The sequence below is a fragment of the Stenotrophomonas sp. 86156_Sma genome (genome assembly GCF_056481625.1).
Map to the genome: position 1 here is coordinate 2,143,027 of NZ_CM151157.1, position 18,688 is coordinate 2,161,714.

General features: G+C 61.3%; 20 protein-coding genes and 4 pseudogenes. 13 read left to right on the plus strand and 11 right to left on the minus strand.

Annotation, left to right across the window (positions count from 1 at the left end; all coding sequences use genetic code 11):
- Nucleotides 1-6: 6 nt before the first annotated feature.
- The 4 genes from trbK (at nt 7) to ACZK33_RS10095 (ending at nt 2,430) form a co-directional block, all read left to right on the plus strand.
- Nucleotides 7-276 (plus strand): entry exclusion lipoprotein TrbK, encoded by a 270-nt coding sequence (gene trbK / locus ACZK33_RS10080; RefSeq protein WP_022579748.1) that lies wholly within the window; start codon nt 7-9, stop codon nt 274-276.
- Nucleotides 273-1,862 (plus strand): P-type conjugative transfer protein TrbL, encoded by a 1,590-nt coding sequence (gene trbL, locus ACZK33_RS10085; RefSeq protein WP_022579747.1) that lies wholly within the window; start codon nt 273-275, stop codon nt 1,860-1,862. Before trbK ends, trbL begins: the two co-directional genes overlap by 4 nt.
- Nucleotides 1,859-2,137 carry a hypothetical protein gene (locus tag ACZK33_RS10090; protein WP_031294481.1) on the plus strand — a complete coding sequence of 93 codons (279 nt, stop codon included), beginning with the start codon at nt 1,859-1,861 and terminating at the stop codon, nt 2,135-2,137. The genes trbL and ACZK33_RS10090 overlap by 4 nt, the downstream gene beginning before the upstream one ends.
- 62 nt (nt 2,138-2,199) lie before the next feature.
- Complete coding sequence (locus tag ACZK33_RS10095; RefSeq protein WP_000212713.1) at nt 2,200-2,430, plus strand: type I toxin-antitoxin system ptaRNA1 family toxin; 231 nt, start codon at nt 2,200-2,202, stop codon at nt 2,428-2,430.
- A 244-nt stretch (nt 2,431-2,674) separates the two neighbouring features.
- Here ACZK33_RS10095 and ACZK33_RS10100 read toward each other — a convergent pair whose 3' ends face one another.
- From ACZK33_RS10100 to merT, 7 genes are all read right to left on the minus strand, one after another.
- A complete protein-coding gene (locus tag ACZK33_RS10100; protein WP_223276974.1) occupies nt 2,675-2,980 on the minus strand; it encodes a transcriptional regulator in 306 nt (101 codons plus the stop codon).
- 413 nt (nt 2,981-3,393) lie between these two features.
- Complete coding sequence (merE, locus tag ACZK33_RS10105; protein ID WP_022579744.1) at nt 3,394-3,612, minus strand: broad-spectrum mercury transporter MerE; 219 nt, start codon at nt 3,610-3,612, stop codon at nt 3,394-3,396.
- Nucleotides 3,609-3,974 (minus strand): mercury resistance co-regulator MerD, encoded by a 366-nt coding sequence (gene merD, locus ACZK33_RS10110; protein ID WP_022579743.1) that lies wholly within the window; start codon nt 3,972-3,974, stop codon nt 3,609-3,611. The genes merE and merD overlap by 4 nt, the downstream gene beginning before the upstream one ends.
- Nucleotides 3,975-4,085: 111 nt before the next feature.
- The gene (gene merB / locus ACZK33_RS10115) at nt 4,086-4,724 is read right to left on the minus strand and encodes an organomercurial lyase MerB (RefSeq protein ID WP_000761850.1); all 639 of its coding nucleotides are present in this window, start codon (nt 4,722-4,724) and stop codon (nt 4,086-4,088) included.
- Nucleotides 4,725-4,738: 14 nt separating this feature from the next.
- Nucleotides 4,739-6,427, minus strand: a complete 1,689-nt coding sequence (gene merA, locus ACZK33_RS10120; RefSeq protein ID WP_031294484.1) for a mercury(II) reductase — start codon at nt 6,425-6,427, stop codon at nt 4,739-4,741.
- A 10-nt stretch (nt 6,428-6,437) separates the two neighbouring features.
- Nucleotides 6,438-6,716, minus strand: coding sequence for a mercury resistance system periplasmic binding protein MerP (gene merP / locus ACZK33_RS10125; protein ID WP_022579741.1), 279 nt, complete (start codon nt 6,714-6,716; stop codon nt 6,438-6,440).
- 13 nt (nt 6,717-6,729) lie between these two features.
- On the minus strand, nt 6,730-7,080 hold the full coding sequence (gene merT / locus ACZK33_RS10130; protein ID WP_022579740.1) for a mercuric ion transporter MerT: 351 nt from the start codon (nt 7,078-7,080) through the stop codon (nt 6,730-6,732).
- Between the two features lie 71 nt (nt 7,081-7,151).
- Here merT and merR point away from each other — a divergent pair, with 71 nt between their 5' ends.
- From merR to ACZK33_RS10145, 3 genes and pseudogenes are all read left to right on the plus strand, one after another.
- Nucleotides 7,152-7,559, plus strand: a complete 408-nt coding sequence (merR, locus tag ACZK33_RS10135) for an Hg(II)-responsive transcriptional regulator (RefSeq protein ID WP_022579739.1) — start codon at nt 7,152-7,154, stop codon at nt 7,557-7,559.
- Nucleotides 7,560-7,679: 120 nt separating this feature from the next.
- Nucleotides 7,680-7,910: a hypothetical protein gene (locus ACZK33_RS10140; protein WP_022579738.1), complete on the plus strand. Its 231-nt coding sequence runs from the start codon at nt 7,680-7,682 to the stop codon at nt 7,908-7,910.
- Between the two features lie 208 nt (nt 7,911-8,118).
- Nucleotides 8,119-9,024: pseudogene (locus ACZK33_RS10145) on the plus strand (IS91-like element ISCR2 family transposase); the annotation flags it as partial.
- Nucleotides 9,025-9,111: 87 nt separating this feature from the next.
- Here the strand turns inward: ACZK33_RS10145 and ACZK33_RS10150 are convergent.
- The 3 genes from ACZK33_RS10150 to ACZK33_RS10160 all read right to left on the minus strand — a co-directional run bounded on the left by ACZK33_RS10150 (nt 9,112) and on the right by ACZK33_RS10160 (nt 11,431).
- Nucleotides 9,112-9,948, minus strand: coding sequence for an aminoglycoside O-phosphotransferase APH(6)-Id (locus ACZK33_RS10150; protein ID WP_000480968.1), 837 nt, complete (start codon nt 9,946-9,948; stop codon nt 9,112-9,114).
- Complete coding sequence (aph(3'')-Ib, locus tag ACZK33_RS10155; protein ID WP_001082319.1) at nt 9,948-10,751, minus strand: aminoglycoside O-phosphotransferase APH(3'')-Ib; 804 nt, start codon at nt 10,749-10,751, stop codon at nt 9,948-9,950. Before aph(3'')-Ib ends, ACZK33_RS10150 begins: the two co-directional genes overlap by 1 nt.
- 65 nt (nt 10,752-10,816) lie before the next feature.
- Entirely contained in the window at nt 10,817-11,431 is a 615-nt protein-coding gene (locus tag ACZK33_RS10160; RefSeq protein WP_000904906.1) for a recombinase family protein, read from the minus strand.
- Nucleotides 11,432-11,556: 125 nt separating this feature from the next.
- Here ACZK33_RS10160 and ACZK33_RS10165 point away from each other — a divergent pair.
- A pseudogene (locus ACZK33_RS10165) lies at nt 11,557-12,003 on the plus strand (DUF4158 domain-containing protein); the annotation flags it as partial.
- A 1,018-nt stretch (nt 12,004-13,021) separates the two neighbouring features.
- Here the strand turns inward: ACZK33_RS10165 and ACZK33_RS10170 are convergent.
- A protein-coding gene (locus ACZK33_RS10170) for an IS5 family transposase (protein ID WP_478454786.1) occupies nt 13,022-13,782 on the minus strand; the annotation gives its coding sequence in 2 pieces (ribosomal slippage) (nt 13,022-13,440 and nt 13,440-13,782; 762 coding nt in all).
- A 67-nt stretch (nt 13,783-13,849) separates the two neighbouring features.
- Here ACZK33_RS10170 and ACZK33_RS10175 point away from each other — a divergent pair.
- The 5 genes and pseudogenes from ACZK33_RS10175 to ACZK33_RS10195 all read left to right on the plus strand — a co-directional run.
- Nucleotides 13,850-15,316 (plus strand): annotated as a pseudogene (locus tag ACZK33_RS10175) (Tn3 family transposase); the annotation flags it as partial.
- A 30-nt stretch (nt 15,317-15,346) separates the two neighbouring features.
- Nucleotides 15,347-15,961 (plus strand): annotated as a pseudogene (locus tag ACZK33_RS10180) (IS91-like element ISCR2 family transposase); the annotation flags it as partial.
- 30 nt (nt 15,962-15,991) lie between these two features.
- Nucleotides 15,992-16,876, plus strand: a complete 885-nt coding sequence (locus ACZK33_RS10185) for a DUF3363 domain-containing protein (protein ID WP_001447541.1) — start codon at nt 15,992-15,994, stop codon at nt 16,874-16,876.
- A gap of 216 nt (nt 16,877-17,092) precedes the next feature.
- On the plus strand, nt 17,093-18,307 hold the full coding sequence (floR, locus tag ACZK33_RS10190) for a chloramphenicol/florfenicol efflux MFS transporter FloR (protein ID WP_000214119.1): 1,215 nt from the start codon (nt 17,093-17,095) through the stop codon (nt 18,305-18,307).
- A gap of 54 nt (nt 18,308-18,361) precedes the next feature.
- Nucleotides 18,362-18,640, plus strand: a complete 279-nt coding sequence (locus ACZK33_RS10195; protein ID WP_001100557.1) for a LysR family transcriptional regulator — start codon at nt 18,362-18,364, stop codon at nt 18,638-18,640.
- Nucleotides 18,641-18,688: the final 48 nt, after the last annotated feature.

Below are 18,688 nucleotides of genomic sequence, written 5' to 3' on the forward strand. Positions count from 1 at the left end.
TGCACCATGAAGAATACGATGCTGCTTGCCGGCCTCGTGGTGGTGCTGGTGGCTGGTTGCGACAACAAGCCAGCCATCCCGCCCATGCCCGAGGTCAATGACACCAATTGCCAGATTGAGGCGATCACGAAGATCGAGGATAGGGCCACGCGCGAGAAATTCGCCGGGCTGTGCTCGCGCCGGTCGCCGGCCGCCGGCGGCATCGCGCCGACCGAGAAGCCCATGAACTGGCTCGAACTGGCCGACCCGAAAGACCAGAAGGAGGCGAAGCCATGAAAGCACTGCACAAGGCGGCGCTGATCGGCGTCGCCCTCGCGCTTTACTCCACCGCCGCGTCGGCCCAGCTCACCAACCAAGGGATGCTTGACCAGGTGGTGACGGAGTTCGCCACGCGGGCCACGTCCTGGCAGACGGTGGTGATGAATGCCGCGATGTTCCTGTTCTGGACGCTGGGCACGATCTCGCTGGTTTTCACGTTCGGCTTCATGGCGCTGCGCAAGGCCGACATTGGCGAGTTCTTCGCCGAGTTCATCAGGTTCATCCTGTTCTTCGGCTTCTTCCTCTGGCTGTTGCGCTATGGCCCGACCTTCGCCAACTCGATCATCCAGTCACTGGCCCGGCTTGGTGAGCAGGCGTCTGGGGTGGCGTCGGTGACACCCTCGGGCATCGTGGATATTGGCTTCATGATCTTGAAGCAGGCATTCAGGAACTCGTCGATCTGGTCGCCCGTGGATAGCTTCATCGGTGTGGCCTTGAGCGTCGGCATCCTGATCCTGCTGGCCGTTGTCGCCGTGAATATGTTGCTGCTTCTCGTGTCAGGCTGGCTGCTGATGTACGCCGGTATCTTCTTCCTTGGCTTCGGCGGCTCGCGTTGGACGTCAGACATGGCGATCAACTACTACAAGACCGTGCTGGGCGTGGCCGTGCAGATCATGACGATGGTGCTCCTGGTCGGCATCGGGAACGACCTGCTTTCCAGCTTCTACGCCAGGATGAACACCGGCACCCTGAACTTTGAAGAGCTGGGCGTGATGCTCGTTTTCTGCGTGGCGTTGCTCATGCTGGTCAATCGCGTGCCCCCGCTTGTCGCCGGCATCATCACCGGCTCGGGTATCGGTGGCGCTGGTGGCATCGGCAACTTCGGTGCAGGTGCCGCCATCGGTGCGGCTATGGGCGCGGCGAGCATGGCCGCCGGAGCGGCAAGCGTGGCTGGCGCGGCCGTGATGGGCGGTGCAGCCTCGGCCGCCGGCGGCATGTCGGCGATTAAAGCAGCGTTCGAGAAAGCAGGGGCCAGCGCCGGTGGCGAATCGGGCGGAATGCCCATGTTTGGTGGTGGTGCTGGCGGTGATTCCGATGCTGGATCGTTCGCGCAGGCGGCGGGCTTTGGTGGCGGCGGTTCCAGTGCCGGCACAAGTACGCCGCTCGGCCAGGCGGCCGGCTTCTATAACTCGGGAAGCTCCAGCAGTTCGGGCAGCAGCGGCCAGAGCAAGGTGGCACAGCAGACCAGCCACGCCGACAGCTCGGGCAGCGGTTCCAGCTCGAAGGCCAGCAGCGACGCCGGCAGCTCGAAGGCCGGCCAAGGTGCGGGCAGCCTTCTCGCGGCGACGGCTGCGAACCTGGCGCATGGCATTGGCGACGTTGCGAAGGCCAAGGCGGCCAGCATCCGCGACGCCGCTGCCGAACGCATCGCCGACACCACTGGCGGAAAGATCGCCGCCGCGATCCGGGCGAGCAGCCAGACAGACCAGGCGGCCGAGGATGTGCCCAGCTTCGGCGGCAACAGCCTGGCAGGGGCCGATTCGGCTGCTGCTGATCCTGATGATGAAGTGGCCACGTTCGCCAACCGCGACAAGGAGGTATGACGATGACGCCGAGAGGATTTTTCGATTGCCTGGACCTTGCCGCTACCGAGCAGCGCCAGGCACAGGCGGTTGAGGTTGAGCCGGTCGACGATCAATCGACTGATGCAGACCCCGCGGCAGAAGTTGCGGCCTTTGTTGATCGACCCGCCTCGCCCGTCATTGAGGCCACCAAGCCGGCGGCCAGGTCGGGCGGCAACGCCAGCAGCTACGGCAGCAGCGCGAGAAGCACGCCGCTGGCCGAGGCCGCCGGCTTCTACGGCACCGGCAGCCGATAAGCGCGCCGGCCGGCGTGGGGCCGGCCGACACTTCCACAACCCACCTGTTAGAGAGGTGAATCATGGCAACCCTGAATCCTACCAATGCAACGCAGGCCGTTCATCATGCAGCCGTGCAGCTCGCCGCGCTCGACTGGCTCGACCAGGACGCAGCGCGGCAGCTAGGGCCGCTCGCCGAGGCCGTCGCCAATGCCTTCATGGTCGTCTTCTACCAGGCCGAGACGGGCCGGGCGACGCCTGCTGACTTCCGCGAGGCCCTGGAGGCGGTGCGGCAGTCACTCCGTGCCGCGTAGGCACGCGCACCAGGAACAGCAAGGGCGGCCAGTGGCCGCCCTTGTCGTTTCCGGGCCTGCATCGTCATAGCCGGCGATGTGCGCCGGCGTGCTCGAGCATCGCCAGATCGGACCATGACGGCCGCTCTGGCTTTTCCCCTTGGCGTGGATCTCGCATCGTCATTTCCGGCGATGAGATCCCCGCGCACCAAGTCGCGCACATGGTGCTGCAGCACCGTCAGGAATGGCGATGCTGGCCAGCTCCCTACTCGATGCCGTGCATGACTTTGGCCCGCGCTGCAACTGCGCGGGCGTGCTCGACATAGGCCTGGTCGCCGGTGGCCTCGGCTTCGGCCAGGAACGCGGCCACGGTCTCGGTGCTGGTCAGCCATTTGGCCGGGTCAAACGGTGTCAGCATTTCACGGCCAGCAGCCTTCGTCATCTGGCGAAGTGCAATCAGTAGCTCGCCCTTGTCGCCATCCTCAAGGATGCTGTTCAGCAGTTCCACGGCATAGGCCGGGTCTTTGCGGAACGTTTCGACCATCGCGTCGTCATGTAGGCGTGCGCGCACCTGGTCAGCTTCCAAGGCATCACAGGCCGGCCACTCGCGACCAACGGCCGGCGCATCTACCCATTCGCGTTGTTCCGGCGGCAGTGGATATCCGCCGGCGGCTTCGGCCTCGGCCAGCAGCTCGGCCAGGGTGTAACGCACCTGGTCAGGCGTGGCGGCGCGGGCCGGGTCGGCCTTCAAGGCGTCATAGGCGGGGCCTGCCTTCTCATACAGCCAGTTTTCAAGGCTCTTCGGTTCGGTCATTCTTATCCCCTATTGTCAGGTCTACGCGCAGGCCGGTGCGGCTATCTGCAATCGCTTCGTCGGGTTCCTTCCTGCCCATGATGACTCCTTTGTGCGGGGATTGCTGTATTGTTTGCTAGCAGTGGCTTTCTGAGCAATCTCAAGGAAATCATCCGTCAATCTGGCAGTGCTCATGATCTTTCCCTGAACGCCCGCAGCGCCCGCGACAGGGACAGCAGGAACAAGCCGGTCAAACCGAGCGCCGCGATGACCCAATGCTCGCCGAGGAACGCGCCGGCGGTCGTACCGGCCAGCACGACGGCGAGGATGGGCAGGTGGCAGGGGCAGGTCAGCACAGCCAGTCCGCCCCACAGGTAGCCGGTAATGGGCTTGCGCTCGGGGCCGTTCATGGCAACGCCCCTTCCTGCCGGGCGACCTCGGCACGCAGCGCGCTCAACTGCACCTCCAGGCCCGCAAGCGCCCGCTGTCGCCGTTCGACGAGTTGGCGCAGCTCGGTGAGCCACACCGCCGCTTCACCCGCATCCGGCGCATCGAGCGCCCGGCACAGCCGGGTCAGCACGTCCAGGCCGACCCCCGCCTCGAAGGCGGCCCGCACGAAGCACAGTCGCTGCAAGGCGGCGTCATCGAACAGGCCGTAGCCACCCGTGGTGCAGGCGACTGGCCGCAGCAATCCGCGCAGCAGGTAGTCGCGCACGATATGCACGCTCACCCCGGCATCAAGGGCCAGCCGGGACACCGTGTAGGCGTTCATCGAACACCTCCTTTTGGTCGGTTCACGGCAATGCATATACCGTTTCGCCGAGTTCAATCCGCGCGCTGCGAATCCGATGCCGGTGCCGTAGAACATTGGGTCGATATCCGATCACGGTGTCCTAGATGACATGGTCTGCAACAGATGTCGATTAAACTCCTGGCCCAAGCCGAAAGCCTCGTGGACACTGACGATCGCCAATCCTTCCAATCCTTGATGCTTGGAGGCCCAGTCTTCCGCCGTCGGGACAGATGCAAAGAAATGTACATGGCAACAGAAGGACTGACGAACGTCGGCTGCTTCCTGCGGCAATACCAAGGACACCGCCATGCCGGCAGGTTCGACAGCCTGTATCTCGCTGGGTGAAACCGTGAGTGAAACGGGTGCTCCGGTTGCAGCGCAATGCGATGAGACGCGAGCTGTACGGCCGATCAGCGCCGGAAATATCAAGGTGTCCAGCGCGCACCAGGCATACAGACGGCGGTCGTCAATTTCAAAGACATACGAAGTCTCGCGCAAGGTGAGGCCGTAGCCGATGATGTTCCCATCTTTGTCATATTCGGTACTGGTGGCCTGTTCGAGTACGGCGGCCACTCGCTCAGCGGGCCAGTCGAGAATCCCGGCAAGTGTCGTTCGTGAAACCGGACGCCCCTTGGCGAGTTCCCGCAGTAGCGGGACCAAGAGATCCGCAGTACCATTGGTACGATTGACCGAAGTGAGACGTTCTAAAATATATGGGGCGAGCTTCATGGTTCCATCTCCTTTCATCCTGCGCAGCAGGACAATTGTTTGACATCCTTGGTGAAGGTCTGCGCCGCGAGCTTCAGCCCCTCGACCATCGTCAGGTAGGGGAACAACTGGTCAGCCAGTTCCTGTACGGTCATGCGGTTACGGATCGCGAGCACCGCCGTCTGGATCAGCTCGCCCGCTTCCGGGGCCACTGCCTGTACCCCAATGAGTCGTCCGCTACCTTCCTCGATTACCAGCTTGATAAAGCCGCGTGTGTCGAAGTTGGCGAGCGCACGCGGCACGTTATCCAGTGTTAGCAGGCGGCTGTCGGTCTCGATCCCGTCGTGGTGCGCTTCCGCCTCGCTGTAGCCCACAGTGGCGACCTGCGGATCGGTGAACACCACCGCCGGCATCGCGGTCAGATTGAGCGTAGCGTCTCCGCCGGTCATGTTGATGGCCGCACGGGTGCCGGCGGCCGCTGCCACATAGACGAATTGCGGCTGGTCAGTGCAGTCTCCTGCGGCATAAATGTGTGGCGTACTGGTGCGCATGCCCTTGTCAATGACGATGGCTCCCTGCGCATTGACGGCGACACCCGCCGCTTCCAGCGCCAAGCTGCGCGTGTTCGGCGTGCGGCCGGTAGCGACCAGCAACTTGTCGGCGCGCACTTCGCCGTGCCCTGTGGTCAGCACGAATTCGCCGTCCGCATAGGCGACCTGGCTGGCTTGCGTGTGTTCCAGAACCTTGATTCCTTCGGCACGAAAGGCGGCTGTGACGGCCTCACCGATGGCCGGGTCTTCGCGGAAGAACAGTGTGCTGCGCGCCAGGATCGTGACCTGGCTGCCCAGCCGGGCGAAGGCTTGCGCCAGTTCCAGCGCCACCACCGACGATCCGATCACGGCTAGGCGTTCGGGAATGGTGTCACTCACTAGGGCCTCGGTAGATGTCCAGTACGGCGTGCCTTTCAAACCAGTGATGGGCGGAATGGCCGGACTGGCACCAGTGGCGACCAGGCAGCGATCGAACACCACGACGCGCTCGCCGCCATCGTTCAAACGGACGGTAAGGCTTTGGTCATCCTTGAAACGCGCTTCACCATGCAGAACGGTGATGGCCGGGTTGCCATCCAGGATGCCTTCATACTTGGCGTGGCGCAGCTCATCGACGCGCGCCTGCTGCTGGGCCAGTAGTTTGCTGCGGTTAATCGCCGGCACAGTAGCCGCGATGCCATCGTCGAACGGACTTTCACGGCGCAGATGCGCAATGTGGGCGGCACGGATCATGATCTTGGACGGTACGCAGCCGATGTTGACGCAGGTGCCGCCGATAGTACCGCGCTCGATCAGCGTGACTTTCGCGCCTTGCTCGACGGCCTTCAAGGCCGCCGCCATCGCCGCGCCGCCGCTGCCGATCACGGCCACGTGCAGCGCCGGCTCGCCGCCTTCATGCTTCGTGTCGCCACCGAGCCAGCCCAGCGCCTTATCCAACAGGCCGGTAGGCTTGTTCGGCGTGTCGGCGAGCCGTGCGCGGTAGCCGAGCGCGGCCACTGCGGCTACCAGAGGGGGCAAGTTCACGCCCGCGTCCGCCTCGATTTCGGCCTGCCGCTGCGCATAGGACACCGAGGCCGAGCGCACGCCGGGCACGTTTTTCAGGGCCTGCTGGACGTGCTCGGCGCACGACGTGCAGGTCATGCCTTCGATGTGAAGGGTGATCGCTTCGGCCATGACAGTGCCCTCACTGCTTGACGCTGGAGGGGTAGCCCGCGTTTGCGGTGGCCTTGGTCAAGGCGTCGGCATTGGTCTTCGCGTCGTCGAAGGTGACGACGGCTTCCCGCTTCTCGTAACTGACCTCGGCCTTTTGCACGCCGTCCACCTTGGTGAGTGCCTTCTTTACTGTGATCGGGCACGCGGCGCAGGTCATGCCGGGCACCGACAGGGTAACGGTCTTGGTGGCGGCCCAGGCGGGCGTGCTCAGGGCGGCGGCCAGGGCGATCAGGGTGGCGAGTTTCTTCATGGCAATTCTCCTTTCAATAGAACAGCGGCAGGATGTAGGGGAAAGCGAGGGCAACCAGAACCAGGGCGGCCACGACCCAGAAAATCACCTTGTAGGCCGTCCGCACTTGGGGCACGGCGCAGACGTCGCCCGGCTTGCAGGCATGGGCCGGTCGGAAGATGCTGCGCCAGGCGAAGAACAGCGCGACGAGTGCCGCGCCGATGAAGATCGGCCGGTACGGCTCCAGCACGGTCAGGTTGCCGATCCACGCGCCCGAGAAGCCGAGCGCGACCAGGACGAGGGGGCCGAGGCAACAGGCCGAGGCGAGGACGGCCGCGATGCCGCCGGTCGCCAGTGCGCCGCGGCCGTTCTTGGGTTCCGACATAAGGTTCTCCTTCCGGGACTTCGCTTGATGCTGTAACGTTACTTCCGTAGTCAACTACGGAGTCAAGCACCATGGAGAACGCTCAAGAGAATCTGACCATCGGGGCCTTCGCCAAGGCCGCCGGGGTGAACGTGGAGACGATCCGCTTCTATCAGCTCAAGGGCCTACTGCCCCAGCCGGAGCGGCCCTACGGGAGCATCCGCCGCTATGGTCTGGCGGACGTGGCGCGGGTGAAGTTCGTGAAGTCCGCCCAGCGCCTGGGTTTCAGCCTGGATGAGGTCGGCCAGCTCCTGAAACTGGAGGATGGCACCCATTGCAGCGAGGCGGCCGAACTGGCTGCCCACCGGCTGGCCGATGTGCGCGCACGCATGGCGGACCTCACGCGGATGGAAGAGGTGCTGTCGAAGCTGGTGAGCGAGTGCAACGCGCACCAGGGCAATGTTTCCTGCCCGTTGATCGCAGCCTTGCACTGTTGCTGAAGGGCATCTTCAGCCCTTAGCGTACGATTTTTGCCGTTCTGAGAAGACCTTAGTTGAGGACGCCGTCGCGAAGCCAACGCACTGGCTGCTAGCCAGGATGAACGCCAGGAGAAAAAGAGCATGACAAAGCTGCACCACGAAAACCGGACCGAGCCGTTTTTCATCACTGTGGAAGTAGAGGCTGAGCTGATCGCTGCCGGATACCAGTTTGAACCGCCAAGCCACTTCGCTACCATGCGCTTGCCCGAAGTACTGGCCGGCCTTACCGATGCGGAGCTGGCGACCTGGCCCAGCGAGCTATCGAAGGGAGAGGTCGAACGCCGGCAGCGCAGCGCATTCAAGGCAGAATGACGAACATGGCATTATTCATGGCATTTAATGCGGCAGAAATCATAAGTGCATGAAAGTACCGGTTGTTTTTCTGTCATTAACAATCGAGTGGGAGTGACGGGCACTGGCTGGCAATGTCTAGCAACGGCAGGCATTTCGGCTGAGGGTAAAAGAACTTTCCGCTAAGCGATAGACTGTATGTAAACACAGTATTGCAAGGACGCGGAACATGCCTCATGTGGCGGCCAGGACGGCCAGCCGGGATCGGGATACTGGTCGTTACCAGAGCCACCGACCCGAGCAAACCCTTCTCTATCAGATCGTTGACGAGTATTACCCGGCATTCGCTGCGCTTATGGCAGAGCAGGGAAAGGAATTGCCGGGCTATGTGCAACGGGAATTTGAAGAATTTCTCCAATGCGGGCGGCTGGAGCATGGCTTTCTACGGGTTCGCTGCGAGTCTTGCCACGCCGAGCACCTGGTCGCTTTCAGCTGTAAGCGTCGCGGTTTCTGCCCGAGCTGTGGGGCGCGGCGGATGGCCGAAAGTGCCGCCTTGCTGGTTGATGAAGTACTGCCTGAACAACCCATGCGTCAGTGGGTGTTGAGCTTCCCGTTTCAGCTGCGTTTCCTGTTTGCCAGCCGGCCCGAGATCATGGGGTGGGTGCTGGGCATCGTTTACCGCGTCATTGCCACGCACCTGGTCAAGAAAGCGGGCCATACCCACCAAGTGGCCAAGACGGGCGCGGTCACCCTGATCCAGCGTTTTGGATCGGCGCTCAATCTGAATGTTCACTTCCACATGCTGTTTCTCGACGGTGTGTATGTCGAGCAATCCCACGGCTCAGCGCGTTTCCGCTGGGTCAAGGCGCCGACCAGCCCAGAGCTCACCCAGCTGACGCACACCATCGCCCACCGGGTGGGTCGCTATCTGGAACGGCAAGGCCTGCTGGAACGGGATGTCGAAAACAGCTATCTGGCCTCGGATGCGGTGGATGACGACCCGATGACACCCCTGCTGGGGCACTCGATCACTTACCGTATCGCTGTCGGTTCACAGGCGGGGCGAAAGGTGTTCACTTTGCAAACTCTGCCGACCAGTGGTGATCCGTTCGGTGAGGGGTCGTTTGCGGGAGAGGGCGAAATCCTACGCTAAGGCTTTGGCCAACGATATTCTCCGGTAAGATTGATGTGTTCCCAGGGGATAGGAGAAGTCGCTTGATATCTAGTATGACGTCTGTCGCACCTGCTTGATCGCGGCCGCGATAGCTAGATCGCGTTGCTCCTCTTCTCCATCCGCGTTCCAAGCTGCGGAAAGGCACCCATAAGCGTACGCCTGGTCGAGCAGGCGACGCGGATCGACGTCCAGCGCACGAGAGAATGCGTCCGCCATCTGTGCAATGCGTCTAGGATCGAGACAAAGGTCGTCTCTGTCAGCCGGATCGTAGAACATATTGGCGGCGCCAAAGCCCACTTCACCGACCAGACCGACGGGATCTATCACCAGCCAGCCGCGACTGGAGAACATGATGTTTTCATGATGCAGATCGCCATGTAGCCCACGCAGTTCCGAGGCATTGCTCATCATTTGATCGGCTATAATCGCCGCGTGGACGTAGTCAGTTTGACAACCTGCGTTTTGATCATCGCGCGCCCGCTGAAACAAAGCTGCAAAGCGATCCCGGATCGGGAGAAGGGCAGAAGGCAGGGGTTCCTCAGATGCGGCATACAGCTTCGCCATTAGTTCCGCTGCAATTTCGGTCGCCTGGTAGTCGCCGTGCTCGGCAACGATGTGAGAGAGCATTCGCTCCCCGGCATATTCGAGCAACATCAGATTGTTCTCACGACCGAGCAACCGGACTGCTCCCCTCCCATTGCGCCATACCAGATAGTCGGCCCCGCGCAGTTCATCAGCAATGTCTTCTATAGGTTTCAATCCCTTGACGATTGCAGGAGTCCCGTCTGGCAATGAAACTTTCCAAACGAGGCTGGAAAAGGTGTCCGCAATGAGAACAGGTTGCGAAACGTGCCAATGAGCAGGAAAAACAGGCGGCATGAACATCAACCCCAAGTCAGAGGGTCCAATCGCAGATAGAAGGCAAGGCGTTCGCGGTCGGGGGCTTCGATCCCCAATACATTGAATAGGACAGCGAAGGCGCGCTCTGCTTCATCTGGCGCTGCCCAGTTCTCTTCGGCGTTAGCAATCATGAGTGCCAAATCGGCATAGCGATCTGCTGTTCCGAGCCGCCCAAGGTCGATCAGACCCGTGCATTGAAGAGTTTTAGGGTCCACCATGAAGTTCGGCATGCAGGGATCACCATGGCAAACAACCATATCGGTGCGCTCTTGGTCGAGCCGCACCGGTAGCTCTCGTTCGACACGAGCCAAAAGATCGAGCTGCGGCGTACTCTTGTCCTCGTCCGGTAAGAAGTCGGGATTGACGGCATTGCGGGACACCACATCAACGGCGCGTCCGAACATTCGCGACAGCCTGCGCTCAAACGGACATTGATCAACCGATAGGCTGTGAACAGCGCCAAGTTGCTGCCCCATTGACGGCCACGCTTTGAGCAAATCCGCTCCAGACAGATCAGCCGCCGGTACTCCCGGAATTGCCGTTATCACCAAGCATGCACCCTCCTGTTCCTCCTGCCAGTTGATGACCTCGGGGCAAGCCACACCTCGACCTTTGAGCCAAATGAGGCGGTCACGCTCTCCAGCGAGCTCACCGCGGCGGGAAGCAGGTGCGATTTTCGCGAAGGCATGCCCGTCACCACGTCGAAAAACAAAATCACCAGATTCTCCGCCTCTGACAGGCAACCAGTCAGAATGCGATTCACCAAAAAAAATATTAGTTCGATTCAATGGAGGTTCCTTCAGTTTTCTGATGAAGCGCGGAGGTGGCTCAACCTGCGAAAAGAAACGAGTTGCTACGTAAGTCCGAGAACATGCTTTCCATGGTCTCTGAGCTCGCCTTTGGGACCGACATATCGGTAGAGAGTGACGCGCTCGATGCCGAGTTCCTTGCAGAGATCGGAAACTGAAGTATCGCGCTGGGCCATGGCGGCTTGCGCGAGACGCACCTGAGCTTTGGTGAGCGCGAATTTTCGTCCGCCCTTGCGACCGCGCGCTCTCGCGGAGGCGAGACCCGCCATGGTGCGCTCTCGGATCAGATCCCGCTCGAACTCGGCCAAGGTGGCGAAGATTCCGAACACCATGCGACCGGACGCAGTCGTGGTGTCGATCTGAGCGCCCTTTCCAGTCAGAACCCGCAGGCCGATCTTGCGGTCTGACAGCTCCTTCACCGTGTTGACCAGATGGGCAAGCGATCGTCCGAGGCGATCGAGCTTCCAGACCACCAGCACATCGCCGTCACGCAATGACTTGAGGCAGGCAGTCAAGCCAGGGCGATCATCACGACCGCCGGAAGCAAGATCATCATAGATATTGTCCCGTTCGACACCTGCGGCGCGCAAGGCGTCGTGCTGCAGGTCGAGAGACTGCGAGCCATCGGCTTTGGAGACGCGGGCATATCCGATCAGCATGTATCACAAACGTTGGTTTGAGGCGGCGCTTCGGCCACGATTGCATTGACCTCTGGAAATGTATCTCAACCAGCTTCATAAACAAAGCGTCTTGAACGCTATCAGATTTTGAAAAAGGAACATGTATGCCGCGTCGCGTCACTCTAACCGATCGGCAGAAAGACGCGCTGTTGCGCTTGCCGACTTCACAGACGGATTTGCTCAAGCACTATACGCTGAGTGATGAAGACCTTGGGCATATCAGGCTGCGTCGGCGCGCTCACAACAGGTTCGGCTTCGCCCTGCAATTGTGTGTCCTGCGCTATCCCGGCCGGGTGCTGGCTCCAGGCGAACTGATCCCTGCAGAGGTCATCGAATTTATCGGAGCGCAGCTTGGCCTGGGTGCCGACGATCTCGTAGACTATGCTGCCCGCGAGGAAACACGGCACGAGCATCTTGCCGAGTTACGGGGGCTCTACGGCTTCCGCACCTTCTCCGGACGTGGTGCGAGCGAGCTGAAGGAATGGTTGTTCCGAGAAGCCGAGATGGCGGTGTCGAACGAGGATATCGCCCGTCGCTTCGTAGCCGAGTGCCGACGCACCCGCACTGTCCTTCCCGCGACATCCACGATCGAGCGGCTTTGTGCCGCGGCTCTCGTCGATGCCGAGCGACGCATCGAGACGAGGATCGCCAGTCGGCTGCCTATGTCGATCCGAGAACAGTTGCTGGCATTGCTCGAGGAGACGGCTGATGATCGGGTGACCCGTTTTGTGTGGCTGCGCCAGTTCGAGCCTGGCTCGAACTCTTCGTCGGCCAACCGGCTGCTCGACCGGCTCGAATATCTGCAACGCATCGATCTCCCCGAGGATCTGCTTGCCGGCGTTCCTGCCCATCGGGTGACTCGTCTGCGCAGGCAGGGTGAACGGTATTATGCCGACGGCATGCGCGATCTCCCGGAGGACAGGCGGCTTGCGATCTTGGCTGTTTGCGTCTCGGAATGGCAGGCGATGTTGGCCGACGCAGTGGTCGAAACCCACGACCGGATCGTCGGCCGTCTCTACCGTGCTTCGGAGCGTATTTGCCATGCAAAGGTCGCAGACGAAGCGGGGGTGGTGCGTGACACCCTGAAATCCTTCGCCGAGATCGGGGGCGCCCTGGTCGATGCACAGGATGATGGCCAGCCGCTGGGCGATGTCATCGCGAGTGGGTCAGGGTGGGACGGCTTAAAAACCCTTGTTGCAATGGCAACCAGGCTGACCGCCACCATGGCCGACGATCCGCTCAATCATGTGCTCGACGGTTATCACCGCTTCCGCCGATACGCTCCACGCATGTTGCGCCTGCTCGATCTGCGAGCTGCGCCCGTTGCACTGCCGCTTCTGGAAGCGGTGACGGCCCTTCGTACCGGTTTGAACGATGCCGCGATGACCAGCTTCTTGCGGCCCAGCTCGAAATGGCATCGCCACCTTCGGGCCCAGAGGGCTGGCGACGCTCGCCTATGGGAGATCGCGGTGCTGTTCCATCTGCGCGATGCGTTCCGCTCCGGAGATGTCTGGCTTACTAGGGCGTGTCATCAATCAATACCCGGGTGTGTAGCCGGGCTGCCAGGGCTCATGCCAACCACACCATGGATGCCGCCAGATGGATGGCTCCGAGAAAGTTGCGAGCAGTCTTGTCGTAGCGTGTGGCAATGGCGCGGTATTGCTTCAAGCGTGCGAAGAAGTTCTCGATCAGATGGCGCGCCTTGTAGAGCTCACGGTCATATTCGCGTGGCTGCCTGTTCGTTACCCGCGAGGGAATTACCACTGCCTTGCCCTTGTTCAATAAAGGCTCGATCAGCCGGGCCTGAGCATCGTAGGCCTTGTCGGCAATGACAGTCTGCGCTGGTGTGTCCTTGAGCAGCACATCGGCGCCTTGGAGGTCATGCGCCTGCCCTGGCGTGAGGTGAAAGCCTGTCGGGTTGCCCAGCGCATCGACCGTGGCGTGGATCTTGGTGCTCAGCCCGCCCCGGCCTCGTCCGAGGGCTTGCTTGTCGAGATCCCCCCTTTTGCACCAGCGCTGTGCTGGTGGGCGCGCACGATGGTGGCGTCAATCATGGCGTATTCGTTGTCCGCGTCCTGCGCCAAAGTCTCAAACACGCGCTGCCATACGCCGCTTTGGCTCCAGCGCGAGTGGCGGGTGTGCACGACGCGAAAATCGCCAAAGCGCGCAGGCAGATCTCGCCAGGGGATGCCTGCGCGGTAGTGGTAGAGCACTGCATCGATGAACAGCCGGTTGTCTTTTGCCGTGGCTCCGGGCTGTCCTGCCTGACCGGGCAACAGGTCTTTGATGCGCTCCCATTGGGCATCAAGGAGGGCGTATCTTTTACTCATGGCCTCTACGTGGCGCTGGGGCTGTGACTTTCAACTACTCGGGTATTGATTGATGACACGCCCTAGGTCCCGGCGCTATGGCGATCTGAAACACGCACTCGTTCCGGCACAATCCATCGCGGAAGGCGGTCGTCTCGCTGTGCCATTGCGGCCGGAGGAATGGCTGGCAGACCGGCAAGCTCGCCTCGACATGCGGTTGCGCGAGCTTGGCCGTGCCGCTCGCGCAGGCACGATCCCGGGCGGGTCGATTGAAAACGGCGTTCTGCATATCGAGAAACTCGAAGCCGCCGCGCCGACAGGCGCCGAAGATCTGGTGCTCGATCTCTACAAGCAGATCCCGCCCACGCGCATCACCGATCTCCTGCTGGAGGTGGATGCGGCGACCGGCTTCACCGAAGCGTTCACCCATCTGCGCACAGGAGCACCCTGCGCTGACCGGATCGGGCTAATGAACGTTATCTTGGCGGAAGGGATCAACCTCGGCTTGCGCAAAATGGCGGATGCGACAAACACCCACACCTTCTGGGAATTGATCCGCATTGGACGGTGGCATGTCGAGGGCGAAGCCTATGACCGGGCGCTGGCCATGGTGGTCGAGGCACAGGCAGCGTTACCCATGGCCCGGTTCTGGGGCATGGGCACGTCGGCTTCGAGCGACGGACAGTTCTTCGTCGCTACAGAGCAAGGTGAGGCCATGAACCTGGTCAACGCGAAATATGGCAATACCCCGGGCCTGAAAGCCTATAGCCACGTCTCCGACCAATATGCGCCGTTCGCAACCCAGGTGATTCCTGCAACGGCAAGCGAAGCGCCTTACATCCTCGATGGCCTGCTGATGAACGATGCTGGACGCCATATCCGCGAGCAGTTCACCGACACGGGCGGCTTCACCGATCACGTCTTTGCCGCATGTGCCATTCTCGGCTACCGGTTCGCTCCGCGCATCCGCGACCTGCCATCCAAACGGCTCTACGCGTTCAATCCGTCGGCCGCCCCGGCGCACCTGCGAGCGTTGATCGGCGGAAAGGTCAACCAAGCCATGATCGAGCGCAATTGGCCCGACATCCTGCGCATCGCCGCCACCATTGCTGCCGGGACCGTCGCGCCAAGCCAGATTCTGCGGAAACTCGCCTCCTATCCGCGGCAGAACGAGCTCGCGACAGCCCTGCGGGAAGTCGGTCGCGTCGAGCGCACCCTGTTCATGATCGACTGGATTCTGGATGCCGAACTCCAACGGCGTGCCCAGATCGGGCTCAACAAAGGCGAAGCTCATCATGCGCTGAAGCGGGCAATCAGCTTCCACCGCCGCGGTGAAATCCGCGACCGTTCCGCCGAAGGCCAGCATTACCGCATCGCCGGCATGAATCTGCTCGCCGCCATCATCATCTTCTGGAACACCATGAAGCTCGGCGAGGTCGTTGCAAACCAGAAACGCGATGGAAAGCTGCTATCGCCCGATCTCTTGGCCCATGTTTCGCCGCTCGGATGGGAACACATCAATCTCACCGGAGAATATCGCTGGCCAAAGCCTTAGCGTAGGATTCCGCCCCCTCCCGCAAACGACCCCGGTGACGGGATTGGCAAGGTAGCCGGGTCCAGCCTGCACGCCGGCGTGGCGGCCAGGGCCGATGAACGCAAGAAGCTCGAACGGCTGTGCCGGTACATCAGCCGTCCGGCGGTATCCGAGAAGCGGCTGTCGTTAACACGAGGCGGCAACGTGCGCTACCAGCTCAAGACGCCGTACCGGGACGGCACCACGCACGTCATTTTCGAACCATTGGATTTCATTGCAAGGCTGGCCGCCCTGGTACCGAAGCCCAGAGTCAACCTAACCCGCTTCCACGGGGTGTTCGCACCCAACAGTCGGCACCGGGCGTTGGTCACGCCGGCAAAACGGGGCAGGGGCAACAAGGTCAGGGTGGCTGATGAACCGGCAACACCAGCACAACGGCGAGCGTCGATGACATGGGCGCAACGGCTCAAGCGTGTTTTCAATATCGACATCGAGACCTGCAGCGGCTGCGGCGGCGCCATGAAAGTCATCGCCTGCATTGAAGACCCTATAGTGATCAAGCAGATCCTTGATCACCTGAAGCACAAAGCCGAAACCAGCGGGACCAGGGCGTTACCCGAAAGCCGGGCGCCACCGGCTGAGCTGCTCCTGGGTCTGTTTGACTGACGAGCCTGAAGGCCAACGATACCAATCAAAATGCTGCGTTCACAGCGCCGCGGCAGGGATCCGCCGTGCTGGTTGTCGGAAAAGGAGCCGCTAGTGGGAAAGAGGAGGGTAAATTTTCAGCGTTGCTGGCTCCCCGTCAGCCGGATTGGGTTGCATCGCAGGGGTGTCGAAAGAGTCAACTGCGGTCCAAAGCTGTTGGACTTGGGTGAAAAGGGCGTTTATTCTTCCTATACGTGCCGCGTTCCAGGCGGCGACTATGAGGGCTATGTCGATGCCCATGTGCGCCGGCTGGAGGCGCTACGCCGGGCCGGTATCGTCGAGCGGATCGACGCCGACCAATGGCGCATCCCCGATGATCTGGTCAGCCGTGCCGCCGCCCATGACGCCGGCCGAGACAGTCAGGCCAGCGTTCGCGTCCTTTCCCCGGTCGATCTGAACAAACAGATCGGATCGGACGGCGCGACCTGGCTGGACCGGCGGCTGATCCACGGCGAGACGGCCGACCTTGCGCCAACCGGCTTCGGGCAACAAGTCCGCGAAGCCATGGACCAGCGCCGCGAGCACCATATCGAACAGGGCGACGCCACCCGCAGCCGGGACAGCCGCGTCTTCTACCGGCGCAACCTTCTCGCCATCCTGCGGGAGCGCGAGGTAGCCGGCGTCGGATCGGATATGGCTTTGAGTAAGGGCCTGCCGTTCCGCGCCGCCACGGACGGCGAGAGCGTCAGCGGCAAGTTTACCGGAACCGTGCATCTATCGAGCGGCAAGTTCGCCGTGGTCGAGAAATCCCATGAGTTCACCCTTGTCCCGTGGCGGCCGATCATCGACCGCCAACTCGGCCGCGAGGTTATGGGCATCGTGCAGGGCGGGTCGGTGTCGTGGCAGTTAGGGCGGCAGAGGGGGCTGGAACGCTGAGTGCGCCCATGCCGCATTGCGAAGCAAAAGATAATCGGATAAAATGTAGCAATTCATATTCGTAAGCGTGGAGTAATCAGATGGGAAATTCCAAGTCAGCAGACAAGTAAGCCGCAACAACCAGTATTGTTGTTGCGGCGCTCTGTAAGGCTAGTCTCATCTGATTGCTGACGAGCAGACGTCGCCCGGTATTCCTTAATCGAGGGTTGATTCGTCATGACCACCACACGCCCCGCGTGGGCCTATACGCTGCCGGCAGCACTGCTGCTGATGGCTCCTTTCGACATCCTCGCTTCACTGGCGATGGATATTTATCTCCCTGTCGTTCCAGCGATGCCCGGCATCCTGAACACGACGCCCGCTATGATCCAACTCACGTTGAGCCTCTATATGGTGATGCTCGGCGTGGGCCAGGTGATTTTTGGTCCGCTCTCAGACAGAATCGGGCGACGGCCAATTCTACTTGCGGGCGCAACGGCTTTCGTCATTGCGTCTCTGGGAGCAGCTTGGTCTTCAACTGCACCGGCCTTTGTCGCTTTCCGTCTACTTCAAGCAGTGGGCGCGTCGGCCATGCTGGTGGCGACGTTCGCGACGGTTCGCGACGTTTATGCCAACCGTCCTGAGGGTGTCGTCATCTACGGCCTTTTCAGTTCGATGCTGGCGTTCGTGCCTGCGCTCGGCCCTATCGCCGGAGCATTGATCGGCGAGTTCTTGGGATGGCAGGCGATATTCATTACTTTGGCTATACTGGCGATGCTCGCACTCCTAAATGCGGGTTTCAGGTGGCACGAAACCCGCCCTCTGGATCAAGTCAAGACGCGCCGATCTGTCTTGCCGATCTTCGCGAGTCCGGCTTTTTGGGTTTACACTGTCGGCTTTAGCGCCGGTATGGGCACCTTCTTCGTCTTCTTCTCGACGGCTCCCCGTGTGCTCATAGGCCAAGCGGAATATTCCGAGATCGGATTCAGCTTTGCCTTCGCCACTGTCGCGCTTGTAATGATCGTGACAACCCGTTTCGCGAAGTCCTTTGTCGCCAGATGGGGCATCGCAGGATGCGTGGCGCGTGGGATGGCGTTGCTTGTTTGCGGAGCGGTCCTGTTGGGGATCGGCGAACTTTACGGCTCGCCGTCATTCCTCACCTTCATCCTACCGATGTGGGTTGTCGCGGTCGGTATTGTCTTCACGGTGTCCGTTACCGCGAACGGCGCTTTGGCAGAGTTCGACGACATCGCGGGATCAGCGGTCGCGTTCTACTTCTGCGTTCAAAGCCTGATAGTCAGCATTGTCGGGACATTGGCGGTGGCACTTTTAAACGGTGACACAGCGTGGCCCGTGATCTGTTACGCCACGGCGATGGCGGTACTGGTTTCGTTGGGGCTGGTGCTCCTTCGGCTCCGTGGGGCTGCCACCGAGAAGTCGCCAGTCGTCTAACCGACGACTGGTAGCAGGCCCGCTCCGATGCGGCGCACTAACCATCGAAACCTCGTGAATGTCGGTATCCTGTCTGGCAGGATACCGCTCATTTCCCTTGTTCAGTTCATCGCCGTCGCCGAGCATCTGAATTTTCGGCATGCGGCCAAGGCACTTGGTATCAGCCAGTCGAGCGTCAGCGCGCGTGTGAAAGCGCTGGAGGATAACCTTGGTGTCCTGCTATTTGAGCGCCATGCGCGGGGCGTTCGGCTAACAGACGCAGGCAGGCACTTCATGGAGCGTGTCACGGCGGGTGTCGATCAACTCGATCACGCAGTGAAGACCGCGGAGTGACGGGCACTGGCTGGCAATGTCTAGCAACGGCAGGCATTTCGGCTGAGG

Excerpts from the sequence above, each read along its gene's own strand:
- trbK (WP_022579748.1), top strand. The coding sequence starts at position 7 with ATGAAGAATACGATGCTGCTTGCCGGCCTCGTGGTGGTGCTGGTGGCT.
- trbL (WP_022579747.1), top strand. The coding sequence starts at position 273 with ATGAAAGCACTGCACAAGGCGGCGCTGATCGGCGTCGCCCTCGCGCTT.
- ACZK33_RS10090 (WP_031294481.1), top strand. The coding sequence starts at position 1,859 with ATGACGATGACGCCGAGAGGATTTTTCGATTGCCTGGACCTTGCCGCT.
- ACZK33_RS10095 (WP_000212713.1), top strand. The coding sequence starts at position 2,200 with ATGGCAACCCTGAATCCTACCAATGCAACGCAGGCCGTTCATCATGCA.
- merE (WP_022579744.1), bottom strand. The coding sequence starts at position 3,612 with ATGAACGGCCCCGAGCGCAAGCCCATTACCGGCTACCTGTGGGGCGGA.
- merD (WP_022579743.1), bottom strand. The coding sequence starts at position 3,974 with ATGAACGCCTACACGGTGTCCCGGCTGGCCCTTGATGCCGGGGTGAGC.
- merB (WP_000761850.1), bottom strand. The coding sequence starts at position 4,724 with ATGAAGCTCGCCCCATATATTTTAGAACGTCTCACTTCGGTCAATCGT.
- merA (WP_031294484.1), bottom strand. The coding sequence starts at position 6,427 with ATGGCCGAAGCGATCACCCTTCACATCGAAGGCATGACCTGCACGTCG.
- merP (WP_022579741.1), bottom strand. The coding sequence starts at position 6,716 with ATGAAGAAACTCGCCACCCTGATCGCCCTGGCCGCCGCCCTGAGCACG.
- merT (WP_022579740.1), bottom strand. The coding sequence starts at position 7,080 with ATGTCGGAACCCAAGAACGGCCGCGGCGCACTGGCGACCGGCGGCATC.
- merR (WP_022579739.1), top strand. The coding sequence starts at position 7,152 with ATGGAGAACGCTCAAGAGAATCTGACCATCGGGGCCTTCGCCAAGGCC.
- ACZK33_RS10140 (WP_022579738.1), top strand. The coding sequence starts at position 7,680 with ATGACAAAGCTGCACCACGAAAACCGGACCGAGCCGTTTTTCATCACT.
- ACZK33_RS10150 (WP_000480968.1), bottom strand. The coding sequence starts at position 9,948 with ATGTTCATGCCGCCTGTTTTTCCTGCTCATTGGCACGTTTCGCAACCT.
- ACZK33_RS10160 (WP_000904906.1), bottom strand. The coding sequence starts at position 11,431 with ATGCTGATCGGATATGCCCGCGTCTCCAAAGCCGATGGCTCGCAGTCT.
- ACZK33_RS10185 (WP_001447541.1), top strand. The coding sequence starts at position 15,992 with ATGCTGCGTTCACAGCGCCGCGGCAGGGATCCGCCGTGCTGGTTGTCG.
- floR (WP_000214119.1), top strand. The coding sequence starts at position 17,093 with ATGACCACCACACGCCCCGCGTGGGCCTATACGCTGCCGGCAGCACTG.